At 43.7% G+C, this 23,312-nt stretch carries 21 protein-coding genes and 1 pseudogene; 9 read left to right on the plus strand and 13 right to left on the minus strand.

Annotated elements, in window-relative coordinates; translation table 11 throughout:
• The first annotated feature begins 348 nt into the window (after window positions 1-348).
• Window positions 349-1,368: a succinylglutamate desuccinylase/aspartoacylase family protein gene (locus ACTRWI_RS02840; RefSeq protein WP_499129193.1), complete on the plus strand. Its 1,020-nt coding sequence runs from the start codon at window positions 349-351 to the stop codon at window positions 1,366-1,368.
• 327 nt (window positions 1,369-1,695) lie between these two features.
• Here ACTRWI_RS02840 and ACTRWI_RS02845 read toward each other — a convergent pair whose 3' ends face one another.
• The 4 genes from ACTRWI_RS02845 to ACTRWI_RS02860 all read right to left on the minus strand — a co-directional run bounded on the left by ACTRWI_RS02845 (window position 1,696) and on the right by ACTRWI_RS02860 (window position 6,354).
• Window positions 1,696-2,415, minus strand: coding sequence for a DsbA family protein (locus tag ACTRWI_RS02845; RefSeq protein ID WP_004737782.1), 720 nt, complete (start codon window positions 2,413-2,415; stop codon window positions 1,696-1,698).
• Between the two features lie 106 nt (window positions 2,416-2,521).
• Window positions 2,522-3,091, minus strand: a complete 570-nt coding sequence (locus ACTRWI_RS02850; protein WP_004737783.1) for a protein disulfide oxidoreductase — start codon at window positions 3,089-3,091, stop codon at window positions 2,522-2,524.
• A gap of 3 nt (window positions 3,092-3,094) precedes the next feature.
• Window positions 3,095-5,206, minus strand: a complete 2,112-nt coding sequence (locus tag ACTRWI_RS02855) for a protein-disulfide reductase DsbD family protein (protein ID WP_499129196.1) — start codon at window positions 5,204-5,206, stop codon at window positions 3,095-3,097.
• 899 nt (window positions 5,207-6,105) lie between these two features.
• On the minus strand, window positions 6,106-6,354 hold the full coding sequence (locus ACTRWI_RS02860) for a hypothetical protein (RefSeq protein WP_008215629.1): 249 nt from the start codon (window positions 6,352-6,354) through the stop codon (window positions 6,106-6,108).
• 513 nt (window positions 6,355-6,867) lie between these two features.
• On the opposite strand from ACTRWI_RS02860, the gene ACTRWI_RS02865 reads away from it, so the two are divergent.
• Together ACTRWI_RS02865 and ACTRWI_RS02870 are read left to right on the plus strand one after the other, a co-directional pair.
• Window positions 6,868-7,071, plus strand: a complete 204-nt coding sequence (locus tag ACTRWI_RS02865) for a hypothetical protein (protein ID WP_499129197.1) — start codon at window positions 6,868-6,870, stop codon at window positions 7,069-7,071.
• A gap of 185 nt (window positions 7,072-7,256) precedes the next feature.
• Window positions 7,257-8,090, plus strand: a complete 834-nt coding sequence (locus ACTRWI_RS02870) for a RecX family transcriptional regulator (protein ID WP_499129199.1) — start codon at window positions 7,257-7,259, stop codon at window positions 8,088-8,090.
• Between the two features lie 175 nt (window positions 8,091-8,265).
• On the opposite strand, the gene ACTRWI_RS02875 is transcribed toward ACTRWI_RS02870, so the two are convergent.
• Entirely contained in the window at window positions 8,266-10,113 is a 1,848-nt protein-coding gene (locus ACTRWI_RS02875; RefSeq protein WP_499129201.1) for a M3 family metallopeptidase, read from the minus strand.
• Between the two features lie 202 nt (window positions 10,114-10,315).
• On the opposite strand from ACTRWI_RS02875, the gene ACTRWI_RS02880 reads away from it, so the two are divergent.
• The 3 genes and pseudogenes from ACTRWI_RS02880 (at window position 10,316) to dbpA (ending at window position 13,531) form a co-directional block, all read left to right on the plus strand.
• Complete coding sequence (locus ACTRWI_RS02880; protein ID WP_499129203.1) at window positions 10,316-10,882, plus strand: hypothetical protein; 567 nt, start codon at window positions 10,316-10,318, stop codon at window positions 10,880-10,882.
• A gap of 217 nt (window positions 10,883-11,099) precedes the next feature.
• Window positions 11,100-12,003: pseudogene (locus ACTRWI_RS02885) on the plus strand (aldo/keto reductase).
• Window positions 12,004-12,151: 148 nt separating this feature from the next.
• Window positions 12,152-13,531: an ATP-dependent RNA helicase DbpA gene (gene dbpA / locus ACTRWI_RS02890; protein WP_102424864.1), complete on the plus strand. Its 1,380-nt coding sequence runs from the start codon at window positions 12,152-12,154 to the stop codon at window positions 13,529-13,531.
• A gap of 105 nt (window positions 13,532-13,636) precedes the next feature.
• On the opposite strand, the gene ACTRWI_RS02895 is transcribed toward dbpA, so the two are convergent.
• Window positions 13,637-13,810 carry a hypothetical protein gene (locus ACTRWI_RS02895; protein WP_004737794.1) on the minus strand — a complete coding sequence of 58 codons (174 nt, stop codon included), beginning with the start codon at window positions 13,808-13,810 and terminating at the stop codon, window positions 13,637-13,639.
• 277 nt (window positions 13,811-14,087) lie between these two features.
• Between ACTRWI_RS02895 and ACTRWI_RS02900 the strand changes: the two genes are divergently transcribed.
• Entirely contained in the window at window positions 14,088-14,924 is an 837-nt protein-coding gene (locus ACTRWI_RS02900; RefSeq protein WP_499129206.1) for a DUF6279 family lipoprotein, read from the plus strand.
• 89 nt (window positions 14,925-15,013) lie between these two features.
• Here ACTRWI_RS02900 and ACTRWI_RS02905 read toward each other — a convergent pair whose 3' ends face one another.
• The 4 genes from ACTRWI_RS02905 to ACTRWI_RS02920 form a co-directional block, all read right to left on the minus strand.
• A complete protein-coding gene (locus ACTRWI_RS02905; protein ID WP_499129208.1) occupies window positions 15,014-15,637 on the minus strand; it encodes a 3'-5' exonuclease in 624 nt (207 codons plus the stop codon).
• Between the two features lie 70 nt (window positions 15,638-15,707).
• Window positions 15,708-16,112: a PPC domain-containing DNA-binding protein gene (locus ACTRWI_RS02910; protein ID WP_499129210.1), complete on the minus strand. Its 405-nt coding sequence runs from the start codon at window positions 16,110-16,112 to the stop codon at window positions 15,708-15,710.
• A gap of 108 nt (window positions 16,113-16,220) precedes the next feature.
• Window positions 16,221-17,426: a DEAD/DEAH box helicase gene (locus ACTRWI_RS02915; protein WP_499129212.1), complete on the minus strand. Its 1,206-nt coding sequence runs from the start codon at window positions 17,424-17,426 to the stop codon at window positions 16,221-16,223.
• Window positions 17,427-17,633: 207 nt separating this feature from the next.
• The gene (locus ACTRWI_RS02920) at window positions 17,634-19,265 is read right to left on the minus strand and encodes an NAD(P)/FAD-dependent oxidoreductase (RefSeq protein ID WP_499129214.1); all 1,632 of its coding nucleotides are present in this window, start codon (window positions 19,263-19,265) and stop codon (window positions 17,634-17,636) included.
• 256 nt (window positions 19,266-19,521) lie between these two features.
• Between ACTRWI_RS02920 and fdxA the strand changes: the two genes are divergently transcribed.
• Window positions 19,522-19,845 (plus strand): ferredoxin FdxA, encoded by a 324-nt coding sequence (gene fdxA, locus ACTRWI_RS02925; protein WP_499129216.1) that lies wholly within the window; start codon window positions 19,522-19,524, stop codon window positions 19,843-19,845.
• A gap of 98 nt (window positions 19,846-19,943) precedes the next feature.
• On the opposite strand, the gene ACTRWI_RS02930 is transcribed toward fdxA, so the two are convergent.
• From ACTRWI_RS02930 to ACTRWI_RS02940, 3 genes are all read right to left on the minus strand, one after another.
• Window positions 19,944-20,678 carry an RNA methyltransferase gene (locus tag ACTRWI_RS02930; protein WP_499129218.1) on the minus strand — a complete coding sequence of 245 codons (735 nt, stop codon included), beginning with the start codon at window positions 20,676-20,678 and terminating at the stop codon, window positions 19,944-19,946.
• Between the two features lie 162 nt (window positions 20,679-20,840).
• Entirely contained in the window at window positions 20,841-21,893 is a 1,053-nt protein-coding gene (locus tag ACTRWI_RS02935) for an aldo/keto reductase (protein WP_499129220.1), read from the minus strand.
• A gap of 341 nt (window positions 21,894-22,234) precedes the next feature.
• A complete protein-coding gene (locus ACTRWI_RS02940; RefSeq protein WP_499129222.1) occupies window positions 22,235-22,378 on the minus strand; it encodes a hypothetical protein in 144 nt (47 codons plus the stop codon).
• A gap of 429 nt (window positions 22,379-22,807) precedes the next feature.
• Here ACTRWI_RS02940 and ACTRWI_RS02945 point away from each other — a divergent pair, with 429 nt between their 5' ends.
• On the plus strand, window positions 22,808-23,308 hold the full coding sequence (locus tag ACTRWI_RS02945; RefSeq protein ID WP_499129224.1) for a zinc-binding metallopeptidase family protein: 501 nt from the start codon (window positions 22,808-22,810) through the stop codon (window positions 23,306-23,308).
• Window positions 23,309-23,312: the final 4 nt, after the last annotated feature.

A 23,312-nucleotide genomic window follows, 5' to 3' on the forward strand; every position in this document is an offset into this window, starting at 1 on the left:
TGAGCGAAGTGCTCTCCGTTTCGATATGAAGCTAATTTAGTGCAGCTAAATTAAGCTTTCATTTCTATAAAATTACATTTCAGTGAATAGGGAACTTTTTTAAGTGTTGATTTTATTGTACTTTTATTTCAATTGGTTGAGTGATTAGTGAATAGTTATCCAAATAAAGTAATTGGAGAGTAGTCACCGGGTTGGTCTCAATCTGAAAGATAAATTGAGGAAGTGGGAAGGGAGAGCAAGCGAGTAGCGTCTCTTGGACTGATTAACTGCTTGTACTGATTACGATATCCTCTATGATGCAAAAACTGGCAACAGAATAGATTTTGTTCAAAAGCATGGAGAAGTTGGATGAGAACAGAGTACTTAGGGGATGTTTTACAAGGTAGGCAGGTTATTGGCTCTTTGAATGTTGAAGACTTGCCGATTGGAGAGCATCAGTTTTGGTTTCAAGTCACCAGTGATGGGTTAGGACAACCAAAAAATATGCCTGTCTCTGTTTTTAAAGGTAGCCAAGATGGACCTAAGTTGATGATCACCGCTGGTATCCACGGCGACGAGCTAAATGGCGTGTTAGCTGCACAACAAATTATCCGAGACTTAGTGGGGAAAGAGCTAAAAGGAACCGTGACCGTTGTACCAACGGTGAATCTGTCAGGTTTACTAAACCATAGCCGAGACTTCATCTCTTCGGACCCTGGTTCTTGCCCCGCGAACCTCAATCGACTTTTCCCTGGAGACCCGCATGGCTTAGCAGCCGAGCGCTTTGTTGCTTCTTTATGGGAACGCTTACTCAAGCACAACGCTACTTTTGCCGTCGACTTACATACCCAGACTCGTGGTGCGGTATACCCGCTGTATGTGTTCGCGGATTACAGAATTGATCAATGTTTAGAAATGGCAAGACTGATGCGACCGGACTGCGTGCTCAATGATCCCGGCGATCCCGGTATTCTAGAAACGGTTTGGAATCGAAGTGGAATCCCAAGTATTACGGTCGAAGTAGGGATGGGTAAATTCACTCAACCGGATATGATTCAAAGAGCTGTAAACGGCGTTTTTAATATGCTCTCTTACTATGACATGTTTGAATCTGCTCAAGCATCTGACCTCGAAAATAAGCAATTACCTGGAATGGATTGGGTTGAAGGCAACAACGTGGTGTCGATACGTGCTGATATTGGCGGATTTGTCCTTCCTCAAGTTGAACTTCTACAAAGTGTAGAAAAGGAAGATTTGTTGGCTGTTCAATATGATGCGTTTGGCAATGAGTGCCGCCGCTATCATGCGCCATCGGCGGGGCGCGTTCTCAGTTACAACGTGGATGCGTTGAGAGAGCCTGGTGCGCTTGTATGTCGTTTATTGAGTTAAGTACTATCGAGTTTCACCTTTAGGCACTTGCTCTATCACCTTTGAAACACTCAAAAAAAGACCGAGCTAAGCTCGGTCAAAGGACAGTTGTCTAGAGTTAACACGTCTTCGCACTCTCGACAGAACTGTTTTTAAGCTACCGAGGTTAGATTAAGAGCCCATTGCGTAGTGGTGACACTTAGAGTGTTTTTCTATTGCAAAATGATGACCTTACAGTCATGACTTCAAACCGCAGTGAAAATACTGGTAAACAAAAAACCTACTGTGAACTAAACAAATAGGCTTTTGGTTTTTACTGGGTGGCTTTGCCTTTACTTATTAGCGAGATTAAAACGCTTCATCCACGATCTCTTTCAAGCGATCGTAAGGAACATACCCTGGTAATATTTTCCCATTCATCATCAGTGTTGGTGTGCCTGTTAAACCGAGTGCACTAAACGTTTGGTGGTTGGTTAGCAGTGTTTGACTTTGGTCCGGCGTCGTTTCTAATTGTGCTTCTGTTCCTGTTTTCTTCGCGACTGCTTGCAATGATGATTTGGTGTGAATACCACTTTTCGCCATCAGTAATCTGTCGACTTCTGGGAATGCTTCTGGTTTATCCTTCCAAACTTTCATCGCATATAACGCCGCATTGGTATCAAGGCCGCTTACTTGTTGCTGTTTGAACGACAGGTAAACATTGATGATCTTAATATCACTGTCTTCTGAGGCTAGTTGAACCAAGCCTTTTTCTAAACGCTTACAGAATGGGCAGTTGTAATCAGTGAAGTTAATGATCACCGACTTACCATCAGGGTTTCCGGTAATTGGATGAGCATCGTTGTTGTACAGCCAATCATGGCTCTCTGCTTGAGCTTTCTTTGCTTGCGCTTGCCCTGCAACATACTGCTCTAAGCTGGTATGTAACCCTGAAATTGTGGAAGGGTTCTCTTTGAGGAATTGGTTGATCTCCTCAAGTTGCTGTACTTGCTCTTTGTTTAGTTCTGCGAAAGCGCTTGCGCTCATCATTGAGCCTAAAATCAGTGTGCTAATTAGAAGTTTTTTCATGTTATTAATCTCAAATTCTTGTAATGGCGAGCGCCAATTGAGTTGCGCTCGCGCTAATGCTCTTTAGTTGGTTTAAATTGACCTAACGATCTATTTTGCAGATATATTATGCAAAGTAAGTTCTTAGCCAAAGTCCGATTGGAGAAGTAACGCCCGTTGCGATACTGCTTATCTTTCCATCTTTGATGATGACAATACTTGGTGTGACATTGATGCCCCAACTTCTGCTGATCGAACCAGAAAGATCATTGATCACAGGGAAATCATACTCTTTGGCATCAATGAAACGTTGTACTCGTTCATCTGACCCGGAGGACAAAGCAACAGAGACGACTTGATGTGAATCGCTGAAGCTATTCACGGTCGGGCTCACTAGTTTGCAAGCACCGCACCAGGTAGCCCAAAAGTAGACAATCACTGGTTTGCCATTTTTACTGAGCTCAATAACGTCAATATCTTCACCTTGGATCGATTGACCCACGATTGGAATGGCATCTCCTTGAGGCATGTTTCTACTGTGATAAAAATCCATAGCAAAAGAGACAACGCCTACGATCAAGATCATTGAGATGAGCTCTTTTCCCCACTTCTTAAGACGGCTCTGCTTTTTCACTTCGTGCTTTGCATCGCCACTTTCCGTTGTGCCAGTTGTATCTTTAGCGTTGGGAGTCTTCATTGATTACCTCGCTGCATCGATAGCTTGAACAACTGTATCGCTGTCTAAAATCACGGGTAGAGGGATGCCTTGTTTGTAGCTTGGGCCGTAAACGATGTTAAATGGAACACCGAATCGCCCATTACTTTGCAGGTATTGGGTGACGCTTTCGCTTGGTGTTGTCCAATCGCCCTTCATTAAAACAATGTCTTCTTGCTGCAGGTGGCTGTACACTGGGTCTTGGAGAATCACACCGATCTTGTTTGCTTTACAGGTGATACACCACTCAGCTGTCACATCGACAAAGACCGTTTTTCCTTCCTCAACTAACTGAGGAATTTGTTTAGCATCTAACTTCTCCCAAGGTAGGTCATCGACAATCGGGGTCGCCCAGTTATCAGCAGTCATGCTACCGACTATAAGCGCTGCACCAAACGTTAGAGTAGTGGTCGCCATGATAGGAATCAGTACTTTTCGGCCTAGTTTCATGCCGATCCAAATTAATACCGAAACAACAATAAACAGAGACAGCAGGATGGTCGGGAACTTACCGATGAATGGTGTCAGTAAGCTTGTTAACCATAAGCTGGTGATGAACATCATTAAGCCAAATACCAACTTAACTTTGAACATCCACGCGCCCGGTTTCGGCAGCAATTTGGTGAGGCTTGGGAACAGCGCAAAGATTAGCCAAGGCGCACTCATACCAATGCCAAGTGCAATGAAGATAGCCCACAGTTCTTGGTAGCTTGCCCCAAGTGCATAAGCTACGGCGGTACCAAGGAATGGCGCGCTACACGGTGTTGCTAAGAGTGTGGCAAACATGCCTTGAACGAAGTGACCCGAATGTGAATCGTCACCTTTGGTCGCCATCCAGGTGTTTAACCCTGAAGGCAATCGGAACTCAAATAAACCCAATAGGTTAATTGAGAACAGCAAGGTGATGCTCAGCATGAACCCAATAAACCAAACGTTCTGGAATTGGATTCCCCAGCCAATCGCATTGCCCCCCACTTTTAGAAGTGTCATACCAAGCGCTAGCAGTGCGAATGAAGTAATCACACCAGCAGCAGAAGCCAGGAACGAAAGTCGGATATGACGATGAGAGGCCCCTTGATTCTGAATGATGCTGTTGAGCTTCATTCCTAATACGGGTAACACACATGGCATGATGTTGAGGATCAACCCACCAATCAAGGCAAAACTGATCATCGCAATGAAGCCGTTGTTGCTCTCTTGATAAGCTATTGCTTCTGAGCCGACTTTAGCTGTCATTTCTTCGGCAAAGTTGGTGTCTGAGACAGTGATACTGATCGTACGATCGGTTAGGTCGACTTCGCCAATCCAGTTGCTCACGTCAGATACAGCGGTCATTGTATTGTCGGTAATATGAACGGTAGGTGGAGAGAAGAAGTCATCGATTACTTCTTCGCCGTCAATCAATACCATAGGTTTATCCCAGCCGTCTTTACTCGTCAGCTGAGTCACCAATTGTTGTTTGCTTTTATCCCAGTACAGGCCATCCACAGAAGCTCGATTAGCTTCGCGTGGAGACTGACTCATGCCCTGATTGAACAAAAACATAGCTTCCTCATCGAGTTCCAATGTTTGTGGGTTAATCGGCAATTCAATGTCGTAATCGGTCAAAACACAGATATTGGTACACGACGGAAAGGTAAAAGACGCCTTGAATATCGCAAGCTTGGTGTTGTCTTTCAATGTGAGCGTAACAGGGAAACTGACATGCTTTTTATAGCCCAATGTTATTACATCTAGCTGCTCGTAATATTTAGGGATAGGCCAATGCCATTTCACGGATTCGATGTTGGTAGAGCCAGACCAGTCCCAGCTTGGCGGGATGCCTCCTTCACCAGGGCTACGCCAATAGGTTTTCCAGTCTCCATCGAGCACGACATCGAGTACGGTCTGAATTTGAGAACCGTCATCGGATTGTTCTCCTGTCGACATCATTCGCATCTTTACAGGCGGGTGCTCAGGCACACTCAGCCAGCCGGTCGTTTGTGCCAGAGCTTTGAATGAAGTCATTACCAGTAGGGAAGTGACTATAGTTTTCGCGCATGTACGCATGCAGAATGCCAAAAAATCGGCAAACTTAGTTAGAAGTGTGTTGTACACAAATGTATCTCCAAAAAATAAATAAAAGGGTGTAATGGCCCGGTTATTTATTCTCTAAATATACAGTGCGTTAAGTGTAAGCGGTGTTTTGTTGGTCGAGCAGAGCGATGATTGTCTCTAGATAATCTCGATATGTGAGGCGGAAGGCTGAATGCTACAGCCATCAGAAGAATAAAAGGGACTAGCCAGCCAGTTTTAGGTGTCGCGAAGGTGAGCATTTTAGAGCTCAGTTCACAGGCACTCGAAGTTGGCGCAGACAGTGATTTAGATGCTTGAGAACCGAATACGCTGGAATAAAGCTCAGACATTTTTTCCGACGAAGCGATAGAGGCTTGCGGATCACTGCTTTCAGTGCCAAGACGCGTTGATTGACTAATAGAATAGTTGGAAAACGTAACTTTATTTGCAGACAGCGTACTCGCCAGACAAGTTATGATAACCAGTCCGGTAAGGAAAAGCGCCCAAAGCGATTGCTTTTGTTGGCGGTTTTGTTGAGTAAAAAAGAAACTAGGTGTGCTTAGCAAATCAATCAGTAATAGAGTCAGTTAGTATCGGGTCTTGGTCTTTAAATTGACGAGTTATCTTTACTCACGGAGTAATCAAACAGCTCATTTCACGGCGGCTAGCTTAGATAACTTTGCTTCGTGCTACAAGTCACAAAACGGTCAAAGCCCAAAAGTGTATCATCACTAAACCTAGACGTTAAGGCACCGCGATTGGAGTTAAGTTCATAAGAGTCTGATCTTTTTTTAATATTTCTTTTTACGGTGTCTCTAACAAACATTTGCGATGATTTCGGGTACAAAAAAGCCCAATCATTCACCAGGGATCTGATTGGGCTGGTTCAATTCTTCTCTGTGGCTGCAGAAGCTTGGTATTCTAACTCCCTGCTAGCCGTTTTAGTGACTACGGCGTGGGCCGTTACGCACTAGGTCTTTGCCGTTTTCAAATACTTCGTCAGTGATCCAACGAGCAAGTAGAACTTGGTGGCTGCTATTGAATACAGCAACAAAGTGACGACCGTCAGAGTTATTGGTTGCCATACCAACGCCTTCAACACCTTCTAGGCCTAAACCGCCAGCTTCTACTGAAATGAGGAATTGTTCTAGTTCTTCAAGCGTTTTAATTACATCAAGTTCGTTGTTCATTTTTTCATTCTCTTGCTGTAACCAATACCGGGTAATAAGGCGTATTAAAGCATGCGCCTAAAGCCGATCTCAGTCGTTATTCTTTGTTGGATGCGTACTCTACAGGTCATGGAGAGCGATTGGAACTCTCAAATATTAGATACGGGCTGATATTTTACGAAGTTTTAACACAACATACGTTTAAGTGCTTGTTATCCATATTCTTTTTACTACAATTTATAGGGTCAATTTAGACAGTAATAGGAATTAATATGATGTAGGTTTGGCGTTGTCTATTGTTAATGTTGACGTTTGTCGTATTCGGAAGTTTCGCGCAAAGTGTCGATAAGATAACACAAGTACAAGATCAGCTTATGCTCGATCTGGCAACCATTAGAAAGGGCGTTTGATGCTGAGAAACCCTTTCTTGAAGATATTTTGAGACGTAAGAACTAAGGGCTGGATGCCGTTCTGGCTCATCAGGTTGAACTTTTACAAAAACTACTGACATTGAACGAAGATAAAATCGTTTCAATGAGTAAAGAAAACCGTTCGGCTGAAGGTGATGTTAAGAAGCGTCTTGAATTACGTATTCAGAAACGAATCGGGATGATGGACACTTACTACCAGCAGCTCGCTAAAACATTAGCATGGTCAAAAGAGCTTGGTGTCGATGTTACTGCATCGGAAGATACGCTTCGACGAAGAAGGAATCACTATTCCATTCCCTCAACGTGATGTGCATGTATACAACCACGAAGAGAGCTAGTCACTCATTGATTAAAGTGACAATTAAATGGACGCTATTTCGGCGTCCATTTTTTTGTTGTCGTTTTATCTTAAACTTCATTCCGCTATCACACTTCACCCAACTCCGAATTGCGTTATCATGGGGTAGGCTCAGTCTGGACAGTTGAAATTGAATGGATGATTCACAGCAAAACCCTAATACAAAACAAACAACGGTAAGAAAAGCGCGACGAATTGAAAGCGTCATGAACTCTGCCATGTGGCATTTAACTCAGAGGGATATGACTGAAAGCGAGTTGACTGCGAAACTGAAAGTGAAAACGGACAATCAAGATTGGATTGACGAAATCTTGAGGAACTTAAAAGGTTACGGCTATCTCAAGTCTGATCAGGCTTTTGCAGAACAATTTGTCGAGCAAGCTTTCTTTGGCGAATTTGGCTCGCGATACATCGTTGAGAAGTTGAAGAAGAAAGGGCTAACAGATTCGGTTATTTCGGATGCGATTCATAAGGTATCTGCTGATAAAAACATCGATGAACAAATGATATTGATCGATCGAATCAATCATTACTATTCAGGCTTTACCATGAGCCGTGAAAAGCTTGTAGCGACTTTGCAAAAACGTGGCTTCAGCTATCAACAAGTCAAGGTTGCTATCGAGCAGCATCCGCAAGCCCATGAGCTCAAGAGTAATCTTCAGATCAAGGCCGAGAAGGCTGATTTGGAGAAAGAAGTGTTGAAATACGCGCGAAAAGGTAAGGGTTTGACTGCCATTCAGCAAGAGCTGAAACAGCGACAAATCGATACAAGCGAGCTATCAGAGTTAGTCGATCGATTAATCAACGAAGAGCAACTGGATTTCTATTCGTCTTGTTTAGAACAATTACAGAAAAAGTCTTACGATCTTAATGACCATAAAGAGCGCTCCAAGGCTTATGCGATGCTCAGCCGTAAAGGTTTTTCATCTGATGAGATAAAGTTCGCATTAAGTGAAGGCAACGAGTAACTGATGAGCAGAGAAAACAAGATAAATAGAATTATCAATCTGTGTTCTGGTGCTTCCAGACTACGACGTGAAGTAAATTGGATTAATTTTCTACTGCTTCTTATTAGCGAATATAAAAAGGACGATTAATATCGTCCTTTTTATATTTTTATCAAATAGTTATAGTGAACGTTGGTTAACGTCCGTATTTTTCAACAATAAAACGCTCAAAATCATCACACATTTTCTCGTTCGACTCTTCATTATTCGCTAATTCAGTTGCGCCGTCGACGATCGATATTTTCGCATTTAAATCTGCGATTTGTGCACGTTCACGAGAAGCCAGTTGCTTGATCTTTTTCTCTTCAATTGCCCAAGCTTGTTCAGGTGATAAGTTGCACTCATCAGCAAGGTATTTGGCATTGAAACCTTCTCCAGTCAGGCTTTCTATTGTTCCATTGTGATTAACACTATTGCCTTTACACCAATAGTGCTTAGCCAATAAAGGGCCGATCTCAGGGTTGTCTGTTAAGTAGCCGAACTTGTCAGTGAAGTAAGCTCGCGTTTGATACACCGCCATGTGAGCCAGTAAGTAACCTTGGTATGCGCAAGAGGCCTCGTCTGATAACAGATGTGGGATCGCCATTAATGGACGTGGGCTGCAATCCAAACCGAGTATGCTTTTTTCGCTACGACGAGCGAGCTCCGTGATCTTCTCAGGCGTAAGATCTTCATCAGCCATCTCATACAACGCCCGTTCAAAGTAAGGCACCACAAGAATACTGCGTTCTTGGTAGGCTCTGAATGGCTGCTTGCTATCAATCATTGCTTTAATGAGCTCATTAGGTACCGGCTGACCTTCATCATTGACTGCGTATTGTTTTAGCCAATCGGCATCATTTAATAGGCTATCACAGAACATAGACTGAGTTTCCGCGTAAGCCATTGAGGTCGGTGCAAACTCTTGAGAGAAACACGGTGCATTCATTTTGACGTTGGCAAAGTGTGCTGCGTGCCCGCCCTCATGAAACAGAGTGTTGATTCCATCATAGCCGCTGCCGATTTGATCGGGCTTAGCGTTACTTGTGAAGTTGACTTGAGCTGGCACCCAAGTGTCTTGGTCATAGAACGAAGGAATAGGTCCATGACAAAAACCATTTGGGTACTTGCCTTTGCGATCAAGCAGATCCAACTTCAGTACGGCTTGAGAATATTCGATATTTAATCGGCCAAAAGATTCAACCCAGCGTCTCAATGACTTTGAGAAAGGGACGTAAGGGTCGAGGTCATTCATCACGTCACCAGCAAAAGAGTACGTGAAGTTATGGCCTTCGAGGGCCCCTTGCCCCTTTTGCGCAGCCAAGTTAGTAAGACTTTTTTGGTGACTATCTCGGGTACGTGCCTCAAAGTCGTCCAAAATCGTAAACAGTTGCTCAGTGGTCATCTGCTCCGTTTTTACGACGGAATAATCGAAAAAAGTTTTAAACCCTAGAGACTGGGCAAACTTATTACGTTTTTTGATGAGTTTAATAAAGCCGTTCACAAGTAGCCATTGTTCTAGCCCCAATAACGCTTGGTGTGCTGAACGCCTAACTTGCTCATTACTGTTACTTCTCACCGCTGAACCTAGGACAGGAAGCGAGACTTCTGTTTCTTGTTCCGCTTCATTTACGTAAGTCATCACGTGGTTTTGCTTTTTCTCAAACAGTTCCCCTTCAAACTTGATGAGGTCTGCCTTTAGCGCTTGTGAATTCTGCGATTCAATAGCATGCGATTTGAACGTAGCTAACCAACCATTTAGCCCGATTAAGGTGCGCTCTTTTTCTTGAGGATCTTGAATTTGGTCGATGGTCTTTAGTTGGGCTTCGATAGCCTTTATCTGTTCAGCAGAGCTTAGAAACTCGGTCCACTGGGTTTGAGCGAGGGTTGAACCATCATGATCGTCACTGGTGCCCATGTAGGTATCCCAAAAGAAGTCTTCTTTGGTTTTGTGAGTTGCAAGATACTTGTGATTCAGTTGGTTGAGGTAGTTCGTTGCCGTCATGACATTCCTTGAAAATTAATTATTAATTTCAGTAATATAACACATCTATTAAGTGGTATTTGTGATGTCTGATTGAAGGTTTGCCGATTAGTGTTTGTTCAGCCTAGTCTTGCTTTTTAGCCTAAATCATAGTCTCAACAGGTTGCTGGTTGATTGGTTGCGTATAATGAATCACATCTAGTGATTTGAATAAGCCATATTAATGAAAAGTCCTTCTGCTCTAATTGTACTACTAGCTTTCAATACCCTCTCTTTCTCCGTGCAAGCGAATGAAAGCTGGTGGCTGCGAACCTTGTTTAACACGAGTCCCTCCTTGCCTAGTTCCCAACACTATATCAACGACATCGATTTAATGGATTGTGGCGAAGTCGGAGGCACTCAGCTGTGTAGTGACCTAACGCAGTACTACGATCTTGATGTGTATGTAGAGTTGGACTTAAGAGCATCAAGTGTCGAAGCCGTTCGTTTCACACTGCCATATTCCAAATTAAGTCATACCAAACTTCAAGCTTACCTGCGCCAAGATGGCTTTGCGCTCAGCTCAATTCGTATTGGGGAAGATGAGTTCGATGTTGTGACCCAACTTGAACACGCGGAAAGGGAGGAAGTAAGTGCTGACATAGTGGACAAGCAGTTAATAGAGTTTATGAATGGATCGCACGACTCTTCAGAGCAAATAAGCCGATGGAATGTCCCGAATGTTGACTCTCCTTGGATCGTTCTCACTAGTGACGGAGACAATTTGACCGTGGAACTTAATCGCTTTTAATCACTCAAATTTATAGAAAGTGTTATTTTTCATTCGAGTAAACCACCTTTTTCGTAGAACGCCTGAGAGCCAGACGGCAAGCTATTATTGATTTGAGTGTTCGTTTTTCTGTTGCTCTCACAGTTTTAGCAAGCGTTCACCTTTGCCATTTGTTAAACGTTGAGACGTCGGTAAAACGAGCATAGGATACGCTCAATATTGATAAAGGAGACAACCCATGGTTGCAAAAGTAACGATAGCGCCACAAGGCCCAGAACTTTCTGAGTTGGTGCAAGGATACTGGCGTACGGCAGAGTGGGGTATGGCCCCTCAACAACGTCTAACTTTCCTTAAGCAACACATAGACCTTGGTATCACAACGGTTGATCATGCGGATATCTATGGTAACTACCAATGTGAAAAGCTGTTTGGTGAAGCACTTGCGCTGGAGCCTAGCCTTCGAGACGAGATTCAAATTGTCACCAAGTGTGATATCAACTTGTGTGGTGACCACACTCCTGAGCGTAAGATCAATCACTATGACACTAGCGCACAGCATATCTACCAATCAGTAAATAACTCATTAGAGCGCCTAGGCGTTCACGACATTGATGTGTTGCTGATTCACCGTCCAGATGCCTTAATGGATGCAGACGAGGTAGCAGAGGCCTTCGCAGAGCTGCACAAAGTCGGTAAGGTTAAGCACTTTGGTGTATCTAACTTTTCACCACGTCAATTCGAATTATTGCAATCTCGACTAGGCAAACCGTTAGTGACTAACCAAGTTGAAATCAACCCATTGAATTTCGACGTTTTACATGACGGTACTTTGGATCAACTACAGATGAACCGTGTTCGTCCTATGGTCTTGTTTAGGTGGCGGTAGTATCTTCAGTGGTGATTCTGCACAAGCAATTCGTGTGCGTGAGGAACTAGAAGCGATTCGTCAAGAAGTGGGTGCAGAAAGTATTGACCAGGTGATCTACGCTTGGGTACGTCGTTTACCGTCGAACCCAATTGCTATCATTGGCTCTGGTAAGATTGAACGTGTTAAGACAGCTGTTGATGCACTGAAAATCGAACTGACTCGCGAACAATGGTATCGCGTGTGGGTGTCTTCTAAAGGTCATGGTGTGCCATAGAAAGCAATACTTAAAGAAGTAAAAGCCAGCTAACAAAGCTGGCTTTTTTGTGTTCGCCTAACCTATTTCTTCAAAACTGTGATTAAGGTGGAATAATTTTCAAAAACACTCATAATGCACTCTGTTTTTCACCAGTTGGATATTTCCATTGAGCACTTCAAAATTCTCTTCTATCGCCCTTAAACCTGAGCTTTTGCATACGTTGGATTCTCTTGGTTATACTGAAATGACGCCGATCCAAGCGTTAAGTCTTCCTACTATCCTAAACGGCAAAGACGTTATCGGTCAGGGTAAAACGGGTTCAGGCAAAACAGCTGCTTTTGGTTTAGGCGTGCTGCAAAACCTGCGCGTTAAGCGTTTCCGTGTTCAATCTCTAGTGTTGTGTCCGACTCGTGAACTGGCAGACCAAGTCGCAAAAGAGATTCGTACGCTTGCTCGTGGTATTCACAATATTAAAGTGCTGACACTGTGTGGTGGTATGCCAATGGGGCCACAAATTGGCTCACTAGAGCATGGCGCTCATATTTTAGTCGGTACACCAGGTCGTATTCTTGATCATTTAGAGAAAGGCCGCATTGACCTATCTGAGCTGAACACGCTGGTATTAGATGAAGCGGATCGCATGCTAGAGATGGGCTTCCAAGATGCGTTGGATGCAGTTATCGATGCAGCACCAAAAGATCGTCAGACTCTTCTGTTTAGCGCAACCTTCCCTAAACAAATTAAATCTGTAGCTGACCGCATCATGCGCAACCCAGAAATGGTGAAAGTTGAATCGACGCACGATCACTCGAGCATTCAACAGCACTTCTACAAACTTGAAGGCTCTGAGGCTCGTGACGATGCTCTAGAGTTGTTGTTGCTTCATCATCAACCAGAATCAGCGGTTGTGTTCTGTAACACGAAGAAAGAGGTACAGAACGTGACTGACGAACTAAGCCACCGTGGCTTTAGCGTTATCGAACTGCATGGTGATATGGAGCAGCGCGAACGTGATCAAGCTTTGGTTCAGTTCTCAAACAAAACTATCTCGATTCTAGTTGCGACAGACGTTGCGGCTCGTGGTCTAGACGTTGATAACCTAGATGCAGTATTCAACTTCGAGTTATCTCGTGATCCAGAAGTTCACGTACATCGCATTGGTCGTACAGGTCGTGCAGGTAGCAAAGGCGTGGCGATCAGCTTCTTTAGCGAAAAAGAGATGTACCGTGTGGCTCAAATTGATGAGTACATGGACATGCCAATCGAGCCATCTGAACTACCAGCGAAACCAATCGCTAAACCATATTACTCAAATATGGTGACGATCCAAATTGATGGTGGTAAGAAAGCCAAGCTTCGTGCAGGGGATATTCTTGGTGCATTGACAGGTCAAGGTGGTATCGAGGGCAAGTCGGTGGGTAAAATTAACTTATTCGCAATGCGTGCTTACGTAGCGGTAGAGCGTTCTGTTGCTAAGAAAGCATTGAATAAGATCGAATCAGGCAAAATGAAGGGCCGTCAGTTCCGCGCCCGAATTCTGAAGTAATTTGAGAATCGAGCCCTTTACTGTCACGTTCAGCGCGGTGCAGTAAAGGGTGTCTCTTAATGGGGTGGTCTATTTACCCATTCTATATAATGATTAATCTGCTCTCTATTCATCGGGCCTTATCGAATAAAGGTCGTTCAGGTGTTTCCCTTCGTTAAGATACCAAGTCATCGCTTCCTGTCGGTTGCTCGCTATTATGGTCATGGTAGTTACTTTCCCATCGTCAAAATAGCAAAGCTCGTATTCTAACGCGCTGGTATTTTCAGGAATAGCGGCCATAAGCTTCCCTCCCAAATACTGTTCATTCGATACTCATTTAAAGCGTGCAGCTATTTCCAACTTACATTTCAAATAAGCAAAAAAGCCGAATAACATCACTGATAACAATAGGTTTTATTTTAATCATTTGCCGAAATGGCTTATTTGGCAAGGCTAAGTCTCAATTTATCTGAAAGTTTTACGAGAACTTGCTTTTTTAGCTAATGTTATAAAAGCAAGAGTAAATCTATCTTGTCGTTTGGGTTTACTGATTAGTAATAGGCTGTGAGAGGGTGTAATGAGAAAATGCCGTTGGTTACTTCTATTGGTCTGTTTCCTATTTGTTGGGTGTGGAACTAAATTCGCTTATAACAACATCAGTTGGTTTGCGGTGAGTTACATAGAAGACTTTGTTTCTCTATCTAATAGTCAAGAGTCTGAGTTAGAGGCTCGTTTAGACTCTCTTCAAGCATGGCACAAAAAAACTCAGCTGCCGCTTTATATTGAACAGCTACAAGTGCTGCAAAGTATGAGTCGTTCAGAGTTGAACTCCGCTTTTATTGTTGAGCAAAGTGAAAAAATAAAGAGCCATATTCGAATCATCGTTAATAAATCCTCTCCTGACATTTACGCGTTAAGTATGCAGCTTAGTCCTAAGCAGGATAGAGAATTCTTAACGAACTTTAGAAAAAAGCAGCAAGAGTTTTACAAAGAGAGATTATCTTTGAATGATGATGATTCTAGAGAGCGATATCGCGAGCGAATAGAAGAGCGTTTAGAGCGATGGTTAGGATCGGTATCAAAAGAACAAAAACAGATTATTATGACTTGGTCTCAAGAGTGGATAAATACTAATGATAACTGGCGAGAGTATCAAAATAATACTTATCAAGAACTCACTCTGCTGATGGAAAAGAAGAGTGACTTGCATATCGCTCAGCCGATTATTATGAAGTTGCTTTTGAATAATGAGTCTTATTACCCTGATGATTTGGAATCTCACCTGAACAAGAATATGCAGACATCCGCAAAGTTCTTAGTGAATATCGCAGCGGTAAGTAGTGATAAGCAATGGTCTTATTTCATGAATGAGCTAGAGAGCCTCGAGTCAACACTGATGACCTTGCAAGAGTAGGGCGTAAGCCAGCCTTTCTGATAAATGAAAAGGCCGCTCTAGAAACATAAAAAGTGGCCTCCTACCCAAACTATTTGTTGTGAACGCTATTAACCTCGGCTACTCACTAGGAGCTTTGGAATAGCGCCTTTGGCTGTCTTGGATATTTTCTGCATCAATTGGAAGCTAGGCTGTTGTATACCGTGGTCACTCTGCAGCTCATCAATCATTAATAACCATAGTCTTGCTGTCATCTCTGAATCGGCTAACGCTCTGTGGAAAGTACCATCGTTGTCGATATTCTTGAAACGAACAAGGTCACCTAACTTATGAGTCGGCGCGTCTTGGATAAGACGACGAGCGATCAGCATTGAGCATGCAAATTGCCCATTGTAATCGCGACCAATATTATCTAATTCTGCATCAAGAAAGCGCTTATCAAACGAGGCATTATGAGCGACTAGTTGGCTGTCTTGAATGAAGTCTGCAAATTCATCCATCACTTCTCCGCAGCTAGCAGCAGTGCTTAACATACGATTCGTGATTCCGGTATAGCCTTCAATGAACCCGCTCACGCGAAATCCTGGGTTCATCAGTTGTTGAAAGGTGTCGACCACTTCGCCGTTAACGAGTTTCACGGCACCAATTTCTATCGTTCGATCGCCCATATTCGGGGACAAGCCAGTGGTTTCGAAATCGAGAACGATAACGGAGTCTGCGGAGTGTGGAGCCATGGTGTTTCCTAATAACTGTTTATCTGTGTCGCTTTGTATAAGCGTTGGTATTGCCTTCGGTGTAGCCAGCTTATTGTGGTTTATCACTGATAGTGAGCTCAGTGTAACCTGTCGAATCGTCATGCTCTCTGCTGAAGGTCAAGGTATCGTAGCGATGAAGAATCAATTCAGCGGTGGTTGCGATGATGGTTCCTTCAAGTAAATGACCACCAATCACGTCGCCATTCTCATCAGCTACCGAAATGTGCACGTGCTGGTGGTTAGGTGTTAGTGTTGCCATAACCGACACGATTTCGAACGGCGCTTGAATTAACTTTGTATGGTTTGCATTTGCTAAGCGAATATTGATCTGAGAAACACAGCCCACACAAGATGCAATAGAGCCTGCTGCGACGTTATGTTTAGTCACTAGCTTTTGTAGTTCAAGCTTTAAGTCTTGGCCTCGGGTTAATCGTGTTGCAATTGGGGTGATCATTGGTTTCCCTCTAACTCTCACTGGTTTAAAGAACAAAACGAAGCCTTAGTTGGCTTCGTTTTGTCATAATTTGGCAATACGCTTTGGCTTGAAATCAAGCTCGGATAATTACTTGCCTTCTTTTTCTTGCTGTTCTCTTTTCTTCTTAGGCACAAAGTTCAGCACCGAAATAGGCACTTCTTTACGTGGTTCAAAACCCTCAACCACGCGGCGTTCAATCAAGTGACCAAGGCGCTTTTCAATAATGCATAGGTTCTTGAAGTTGTCTTTTGATAAGAAAGAGATCGCTTCACCGCTTGCATCAGCACGGCCAGTACGACCAATACGGTGAACGTAGTCGTCTGCTGGGAAAGGCATATCGTAGTTAACAACGCGTGGTAGGTTATCGATATCAATACCGCGTGCAGCAACGCCTGTTGCCACTAGGAACTTAAGGTGACCTTTCTTAAAGTCAGCCAAGATCTTTTCACGGATCGCTTGGCTACGTCCACTGTGGAACGCTTCAGCATGAATGCCACGCTTTTCAAGTTGAGATACGAGTTTAGCTGCCCCATGCTTGGTTTCGATGAAGATAAGCGCTTGATCCCAGTTACCTTCAGTAATCATGTGGCTCAGCAGTGCAGACTTACGGTCTTTATCTACCGTGACTAGCCATTGCTCAATGTTCGCTTTTGATGCGTCTGTTTTGGCAATTGAAATCTCTTCAGCATCACTGATCGCGCTCTTCGCTAGGGCTCGAACCGGTGTTGAAAGCGTTGCTGAGAACAGCAGATTTTGTACATCTTGCGGTAAGCGAGCGATGATCTTGTTGATGTCTTCGATGAAGCCCATGTCTAGCATACGGTCTGCTTCATCCAGTACTAATACTTCAACTTCATCAAAGTGAACCGCACGTTGACCATACATGTCGATCAAACGTCCTGGCGTCGCTACTAGAATATCAACACCTTCAATCAGACGATCTTTTTGATGTTGGTAAGAAACACCACCGTACATTGCTAAAGACGTTAGGTTTAAAAACTTCGCGTACTTCTTGATGTTTTGTTCAACCTGAACCGCCAACTCACGCGTTGGTGTAAGGATCACAGCACGGATGCGTTTCTTACGTTGCGTTTCACTTTTACTTAGCATCTCTAAGATAGGGAGAACAAAGCTCGCAGTTTTGCCTGTACCTGTTTGTGCTGCCGCAATAAGATTCTTACCAGAAAGTATAATCGGAATTGCTTTTTCTTGAATAGAGGTTGGCTTTTCGTAGCCTTGTTTTGCAACGGCTTTAACAATAGGTGAGCTTAATCCAAGCTTAGAAAATGGCATAAGTTTCTCGGTATGATTTGGCTAAATAGCGATGGAAAGGTTTAACAATCTTATACAAGGATATGATTAATGGCGGCATTCTACCATGTTGCTTGTGTACTACTAGCAACATACACACTTTAGTTGGATAATGCTGGGTCAACAACATGACGATAAAGGGCTCATTGAGCCCCCTTTGATATATGCTTTAGACCGTTAACTGAGTTCTTAAGCGATTTTGATCTTCTCAGCTTGGTTCTGCTTTACCATAGACAGCGCAAGTGCTTCCGCAACTTTGATACCGTCGATACCGGCAGACAGGATACCACCTGCGTAACCCGCGCCTTCACCAGCAGGGTAGAAGCCCTTCAGGTTGATGCTTTGGAAGTCTTTACCACGCTTGATACACACTGGAGACGATGTACGAGTCTCAACACCTGTTAGTAGGCCATCTGGGGTAGAGAAGCCTTTGATCTTTTTCTCGAACGCTGGGATTGCTTCGCGGATTGCTTCGATTGCAAAGTCAGGTAGCGCTTTTGAAATGTCTGTTAGGTGGATACCCGGTGTGAATGATGGTTGTACATCACCCAGAGCACTTGGATCGTGACCTTTCAGGAAATCGCCAATTTTTTGTGCTGGAGCATCGTAATTCTCACCACCAAGTACAAACGCGCCACTTTCTAGTTCACGTTGTAAACGGATACCTGCTAGCGCGTCACCTGGGTAGTCGCGTTCTGGGTCGATACCAACGACGATTGCACTGTTTGCGTTACGTTCTGCACGAGAGTATTGGCTCATACCGTTCGTTACAACGCGGCCTTCTTCAGAGGTTGCAGCAACCACAGTACCACCAGGACACATACAGAAACTGTATACAGTTCGACCATTCTTACAGTGGTGAACCAGTTTGTAGTCTGCGGCACCTAGAATGGGGTTGCCTGCGTTCTTACCAAAACGAGCTTCATCAATCATTGACTGTTTGTGTTCGATACGGAAACCAACAGAGAAAGGTTTCGCTTCCATGTAAACACCACGGTCATGCAGCATTTCAAATGTGTCACGAGCACTATGACCAACAGCCAGTACAACGTGGCGAGATTTGATTTCTTCACCGTTAGAAAGTGTTAGACCTGTGATTTGGCCATCTTCCATGAGAAGGTCATCTACACGAGTGCTGAAGCGGATTTCGCCACCCAGCTCGATGATAGAAGCACGCATCTTTTCGATCATGGTAACCAGTTTGAAGGTACCGATGTGCGGCTTACTTACGTATAGGATCTCTTCTGGTGCACCAGCTGCAACGAACTCTTCAATTACTTTACGGCCGTAGTGTTTTGGATCTTTAACTTGGCTGTAAAGCTTACCGTCAGAGAATGTGCCTGCACCACCTTCACCATACTGTACGTTTGATTCCGTGTTCAAAGTTCGCTTACGCCAGAAACCAAAGGTATCTTTAGTACGTTCACGAACTTCTTTACCACGTTCAACGATGATTGGGTTGAAACCCATTTGAGCAAGTACTAGACCAGCGAACAGACCACAAGGGCCAAAGCCGATAACAACAGGGCGCTCAGTTTGGTGTTCCAACGCTTTGGCTACGAACTTATACTCCATGTCAGGAGTCACTTTGACGTGTGGGTCGCTGATGAAGGTTTCTAATAGCTCAGCTTCGTTTTCAACGAGAACATCCAGCGTGTAGATAAGCAGGATCTTTGATTTCTTACGAGCATCGTAGCCACGTTTAAAGATATTAAAAGAGATAACCTGATCTGAGTTGATGCCAAGCTTCGCTTCAATCGCTTGTTGAATGGCAGACTCTTCGTGGTCTAGTGGAAGTTTAATTTCGGTTAAACGTATCATTTCGATGTCTCGTTCTTGTAGGTGTCTTAGCTAGACCGCTTCTAGTGAATGCAGAGTTTGATGTAACACTGATGTTGGGAAGAAGTGATAAGCTCACAATGGCGCGCATTTTACGAGAATTTGATTTATCTGTCATACTAATTTGGAAACACGTAGCAAATAGGCATGATATTAGAGCCGTATGATGTTGAATTTTGCTTTGGGATGAGTATTATCCCCATTCTTCAATTTTGACTAACTTATAGAGCAGAGCATCATGGCATTTGTCGTAGGCGATAATTGTATTCAATGTAAATACACAGACTGTGTGGCAGTGTGTCCCGCAGATGCGTTCCATGAAGGCCCAAACTTCATGGTAATTAACCCGATCGAATGTATCGATTGTGGTTTATGTGTACCTGAATGTGATGCTCAAGCGATCTTCCAAGAAGATGAGCTGCCTGAAGATCAAAAGATCTTCATTGAAGTGAACGCAGAACTTGCTGAGATTTGGCCTTTGCAGACAGAAGTAAAACCAGCAATGGATGATGCGGAAAAATGGAATGGCGTGCCTGATAAATTGGCAATGCTAGAAAAGTAATTCTTAAAATCTTAAATTAAAAGGCGTACTGATTTAATCAATACGCCTTTTTTAATATCTGCACACTGTCGATTAGTCAGTGAGCGGGTGAGTGAGCTCTAACTATGCTGACGACGCATATTGTCAAGAATGATACCTGTCGCCATTGCTACGTTCAGAGATTCAGCGCCACCGAATGCTGGAATGGTAATCTTATCTGTTACGAACTTAGCTGCGTGTTCACGGATGCCGTGAGACTCGCTGCCCATCAGTAATATACCGTTCGCAGTAAAGTCAGTCTTATGAACGCTTTCGCCTTCTAAAAACGCACCATAAACAGGTAAGTTCGCTTGCTCTAAGTAAGCTGGTAAGTCCGTTTGGCTCACGTGTACTCGACCAAAGCTGCCCATCGTCGCGCTGATGGTTTTAGGGTTGTATGGGTCTGCGCAATCAATGCTCGCAACGATATTTTTAATGCCATACCAATCAGCTACGCGAATGATCGTACCTAGGTTGCCCGGGTCAGATACGCCATCAAGCGCAATCATCAAGCCTGTCGCTTCTGGTAATTCAACCTTTGGGATCTCAACCACGGCAATTGCCGCATTGTTACTGACTAAAGTGCTCGCTTTGGTTAGATCGTCTAGCGAGGCTTCAACACAATCAAACTCAATCAGTGATGCGTGATTTTCAGATAAGAAATCAGCAGTAGCAAAGACGTTCTTCACGACTAAGTCACTATTGAATAGCTCAAGAACGTTCTTTTCACCTTGAACTAGAAACAGGCCGTGGGCTTTACGTTGTTTCTTTTGGCCCAAAGCACGAAGGAGTTTTAATTGGTTTTTTGAAATCATGTTTTTATCCTAGATATAAGCCCGCGCATTATAGAGCAAAGGTTAGATAACCAAAAGTGCGATAAGCCAATGCGATCCATATAAAAACAAAAGCGCACTAAATAGTGCGCTCTTATAGGATCAACTTAAGCTCAACGGAACCTGATAAGCTTAACCTACCGATTAATACGGTACAGGATAGCGCTTAAAGACGGTGTTGATATCAGTCAGAACTTCTTCAGAAAGCGGCTTGCTGAACGCTGCTATATTCTCTTTAAGCTGTTCCATAGTGGTTGCACCAATAATGGTTGAGGTAACGCCATCCACTTGGTTACACCATGCTAAGGCGAGCTGACTTGGCGTGAATCCATGTGCGTTTGCCACTTCTACGTAGCCTTTAACTGCTTCATTAGCCAACTCAGTATCACGGAAAATACCTTTGCGCTGCATGTAAGTCCAACGGCTGCCTTCCGGCCTTGCGCCATCAATGTATTTGCCACTAAGCATACCGGCCGCCAAAGGTGACCACGGTAAGTAAGCGACGTCTTCATGCACGCAGTTTTCAATCAAATATGGCCAGTCTTTCGTGTGTAGCAAGCTGAATTCATTTTGGATAGAGACCATACGCGGCAAACCATGTTTCTCAGCTAACTTAAAGTAAGTGTTAATCCCCCAAGTGCTGTCATCGGATAGACCAACGTGGCGAATTTTGCCTGCTTTAATACAGATTGCAAGAGCTTGTAAGATCTCCAACATTTCAGCTTCATGCTGCTGTCGGTCGATGTCGCTAAAACGAATCTGGTTAGGAAAATGCTTACCGAAGTGCGGTGTTGTGCGATTTGGCCAGTGAAGTTGATACAGATCGATATAATCCGTTTGCAAGCGTTTCAATGAGGCATCCACAGCGGCGATCACCGCTTCACCAGAGATAGGGCCACCGTTACGAACCCAAGGCAATCCAGGGCCCGCAATTTTACTAGCAATGATTAACTCTTGGCGACGCTGTGGGTTGCGTGACAGCCAGTTACCGATAATCGTTTCGGTTTTACCATAGGTTTCTGGAGAAGGTGGTACTGCGTACATCTCTGCAGTATCAATAAAGTTAATGCCTTGGCTTAGTGCGTATTCAATTTGTTGGTCGGCTTGCTGTTGAGTATTTTGCAGCCCCCAAGTCATGCTCCCAAGACAAATTCGGGAAACGGGAATTTGACTACTTCCTAGTTTTGAATATTCCATTGAATTCAGGATTCCTGTTGTTGGGTTCTCTGGTACTCGCATTATAGTTTTGAAAAAAGGGCGAGTGATGGATAAAAACGAATATGAATTATTAGCACAAAATGGCGAGGCAAGGTATCGCTTGAGGCAGTTTAATGAGTCATTTTTCAGCGTCTGAGTAAGCGTGAGTGATGTGTGAAAAGTAACAAAAGCTTTGGAGCGAGAAACACATGTCAATGATTGGTAGTGTCAATGGAATTAAAAACAAATCGAGGGGAGAAGTACTGAAAATAAACAAGCTCTACCGGATAGTGAATAGAGCTCATTTATAAGAGGGTATGGTGTTAGATATACGTGATCTACTAGGCTGCGCTGGTATCAAATCCACCTTGGGTTTGCGCCTGCTTTAGAGCTTCCTGCCTTTGAACTTCTTTTTCAGTTAATACTGGTTGAATTTGTTCCTCAGAGGCTTGAGGAGAGAAAATGAAATATTTATTAATCGTCATAGCTACATCTCCGTCTAACGTATGACAGATTCTGCATCGGAGATAAATTGTGAACATCATCCACTTTATACTTTTTTTAGGCTGAGAGCGGAGGGCGTAGAATGTGTACAAAGCGATCTCTCATCATCCGAACGCAATACTGAACTGACGCAACCCTCTAGATTAAGTATAGGAAGCCGATCAAATTTCGCACAATAATGATTTGGAGCAAATACATAGATAGTCAGGGGCGTAAGATGAAACACCTCGCTACTGACTCTGTACACGTATTTATCTAATAATTAAGTCAGTAAATCAATTGCTTAATCCATGGTGAGATGAATTATGGAAAAGCTTGTAGAATGTTTCCTGAATTACGTTACTTTTGATACTAAATCCGATCCTTCGAATCAGCAGTGCCCAAGTTCTCCGGGTCAAATCACCTAATTGATGATGCCATCACAAGAAACGCCAGAATGCACTGAAGGCTATGAAGGTTTCTATCACTTGAAGTCAGCGGAAATGGGTGTCGCTCGCTCTGAGCTAGGTTACATTATTTGCGACTTTGAGCGCGAAGGTGTAGAAGCGCGTAAGGCATTCATGCAACAGAAAGTCGATGAATTGAATGAGCGCCTTGAGAAAGGGCATGTGAAATTGGTTCTTACCGATAGCTACTTCAATATGAAAGAGATGGTTGAACCCCATCAACATATTATTGAGTTGGTGAAGCAAGCGATGATCGAGTACGATGTGGAACCGATGATCAAACCGATACGAGGTGGTACAGACGGTGCTCGCTTGTCATTCATGGGCTTGCAATGCCCGAATATCTTTACTGGAGGTTACAAATTCCAAGGTATTCATGAGTTCATCACTATTCAGGGTATGGAACAAGCGGTAAAAGTGATTGTTGAGTTATCGCAACGCACAGCCGCTCACTACCAAAAATAGCGGC

The organism is Pseudoalteromonas sp. G5_S1_14_S5 (genome assembly GCF_054968605.1).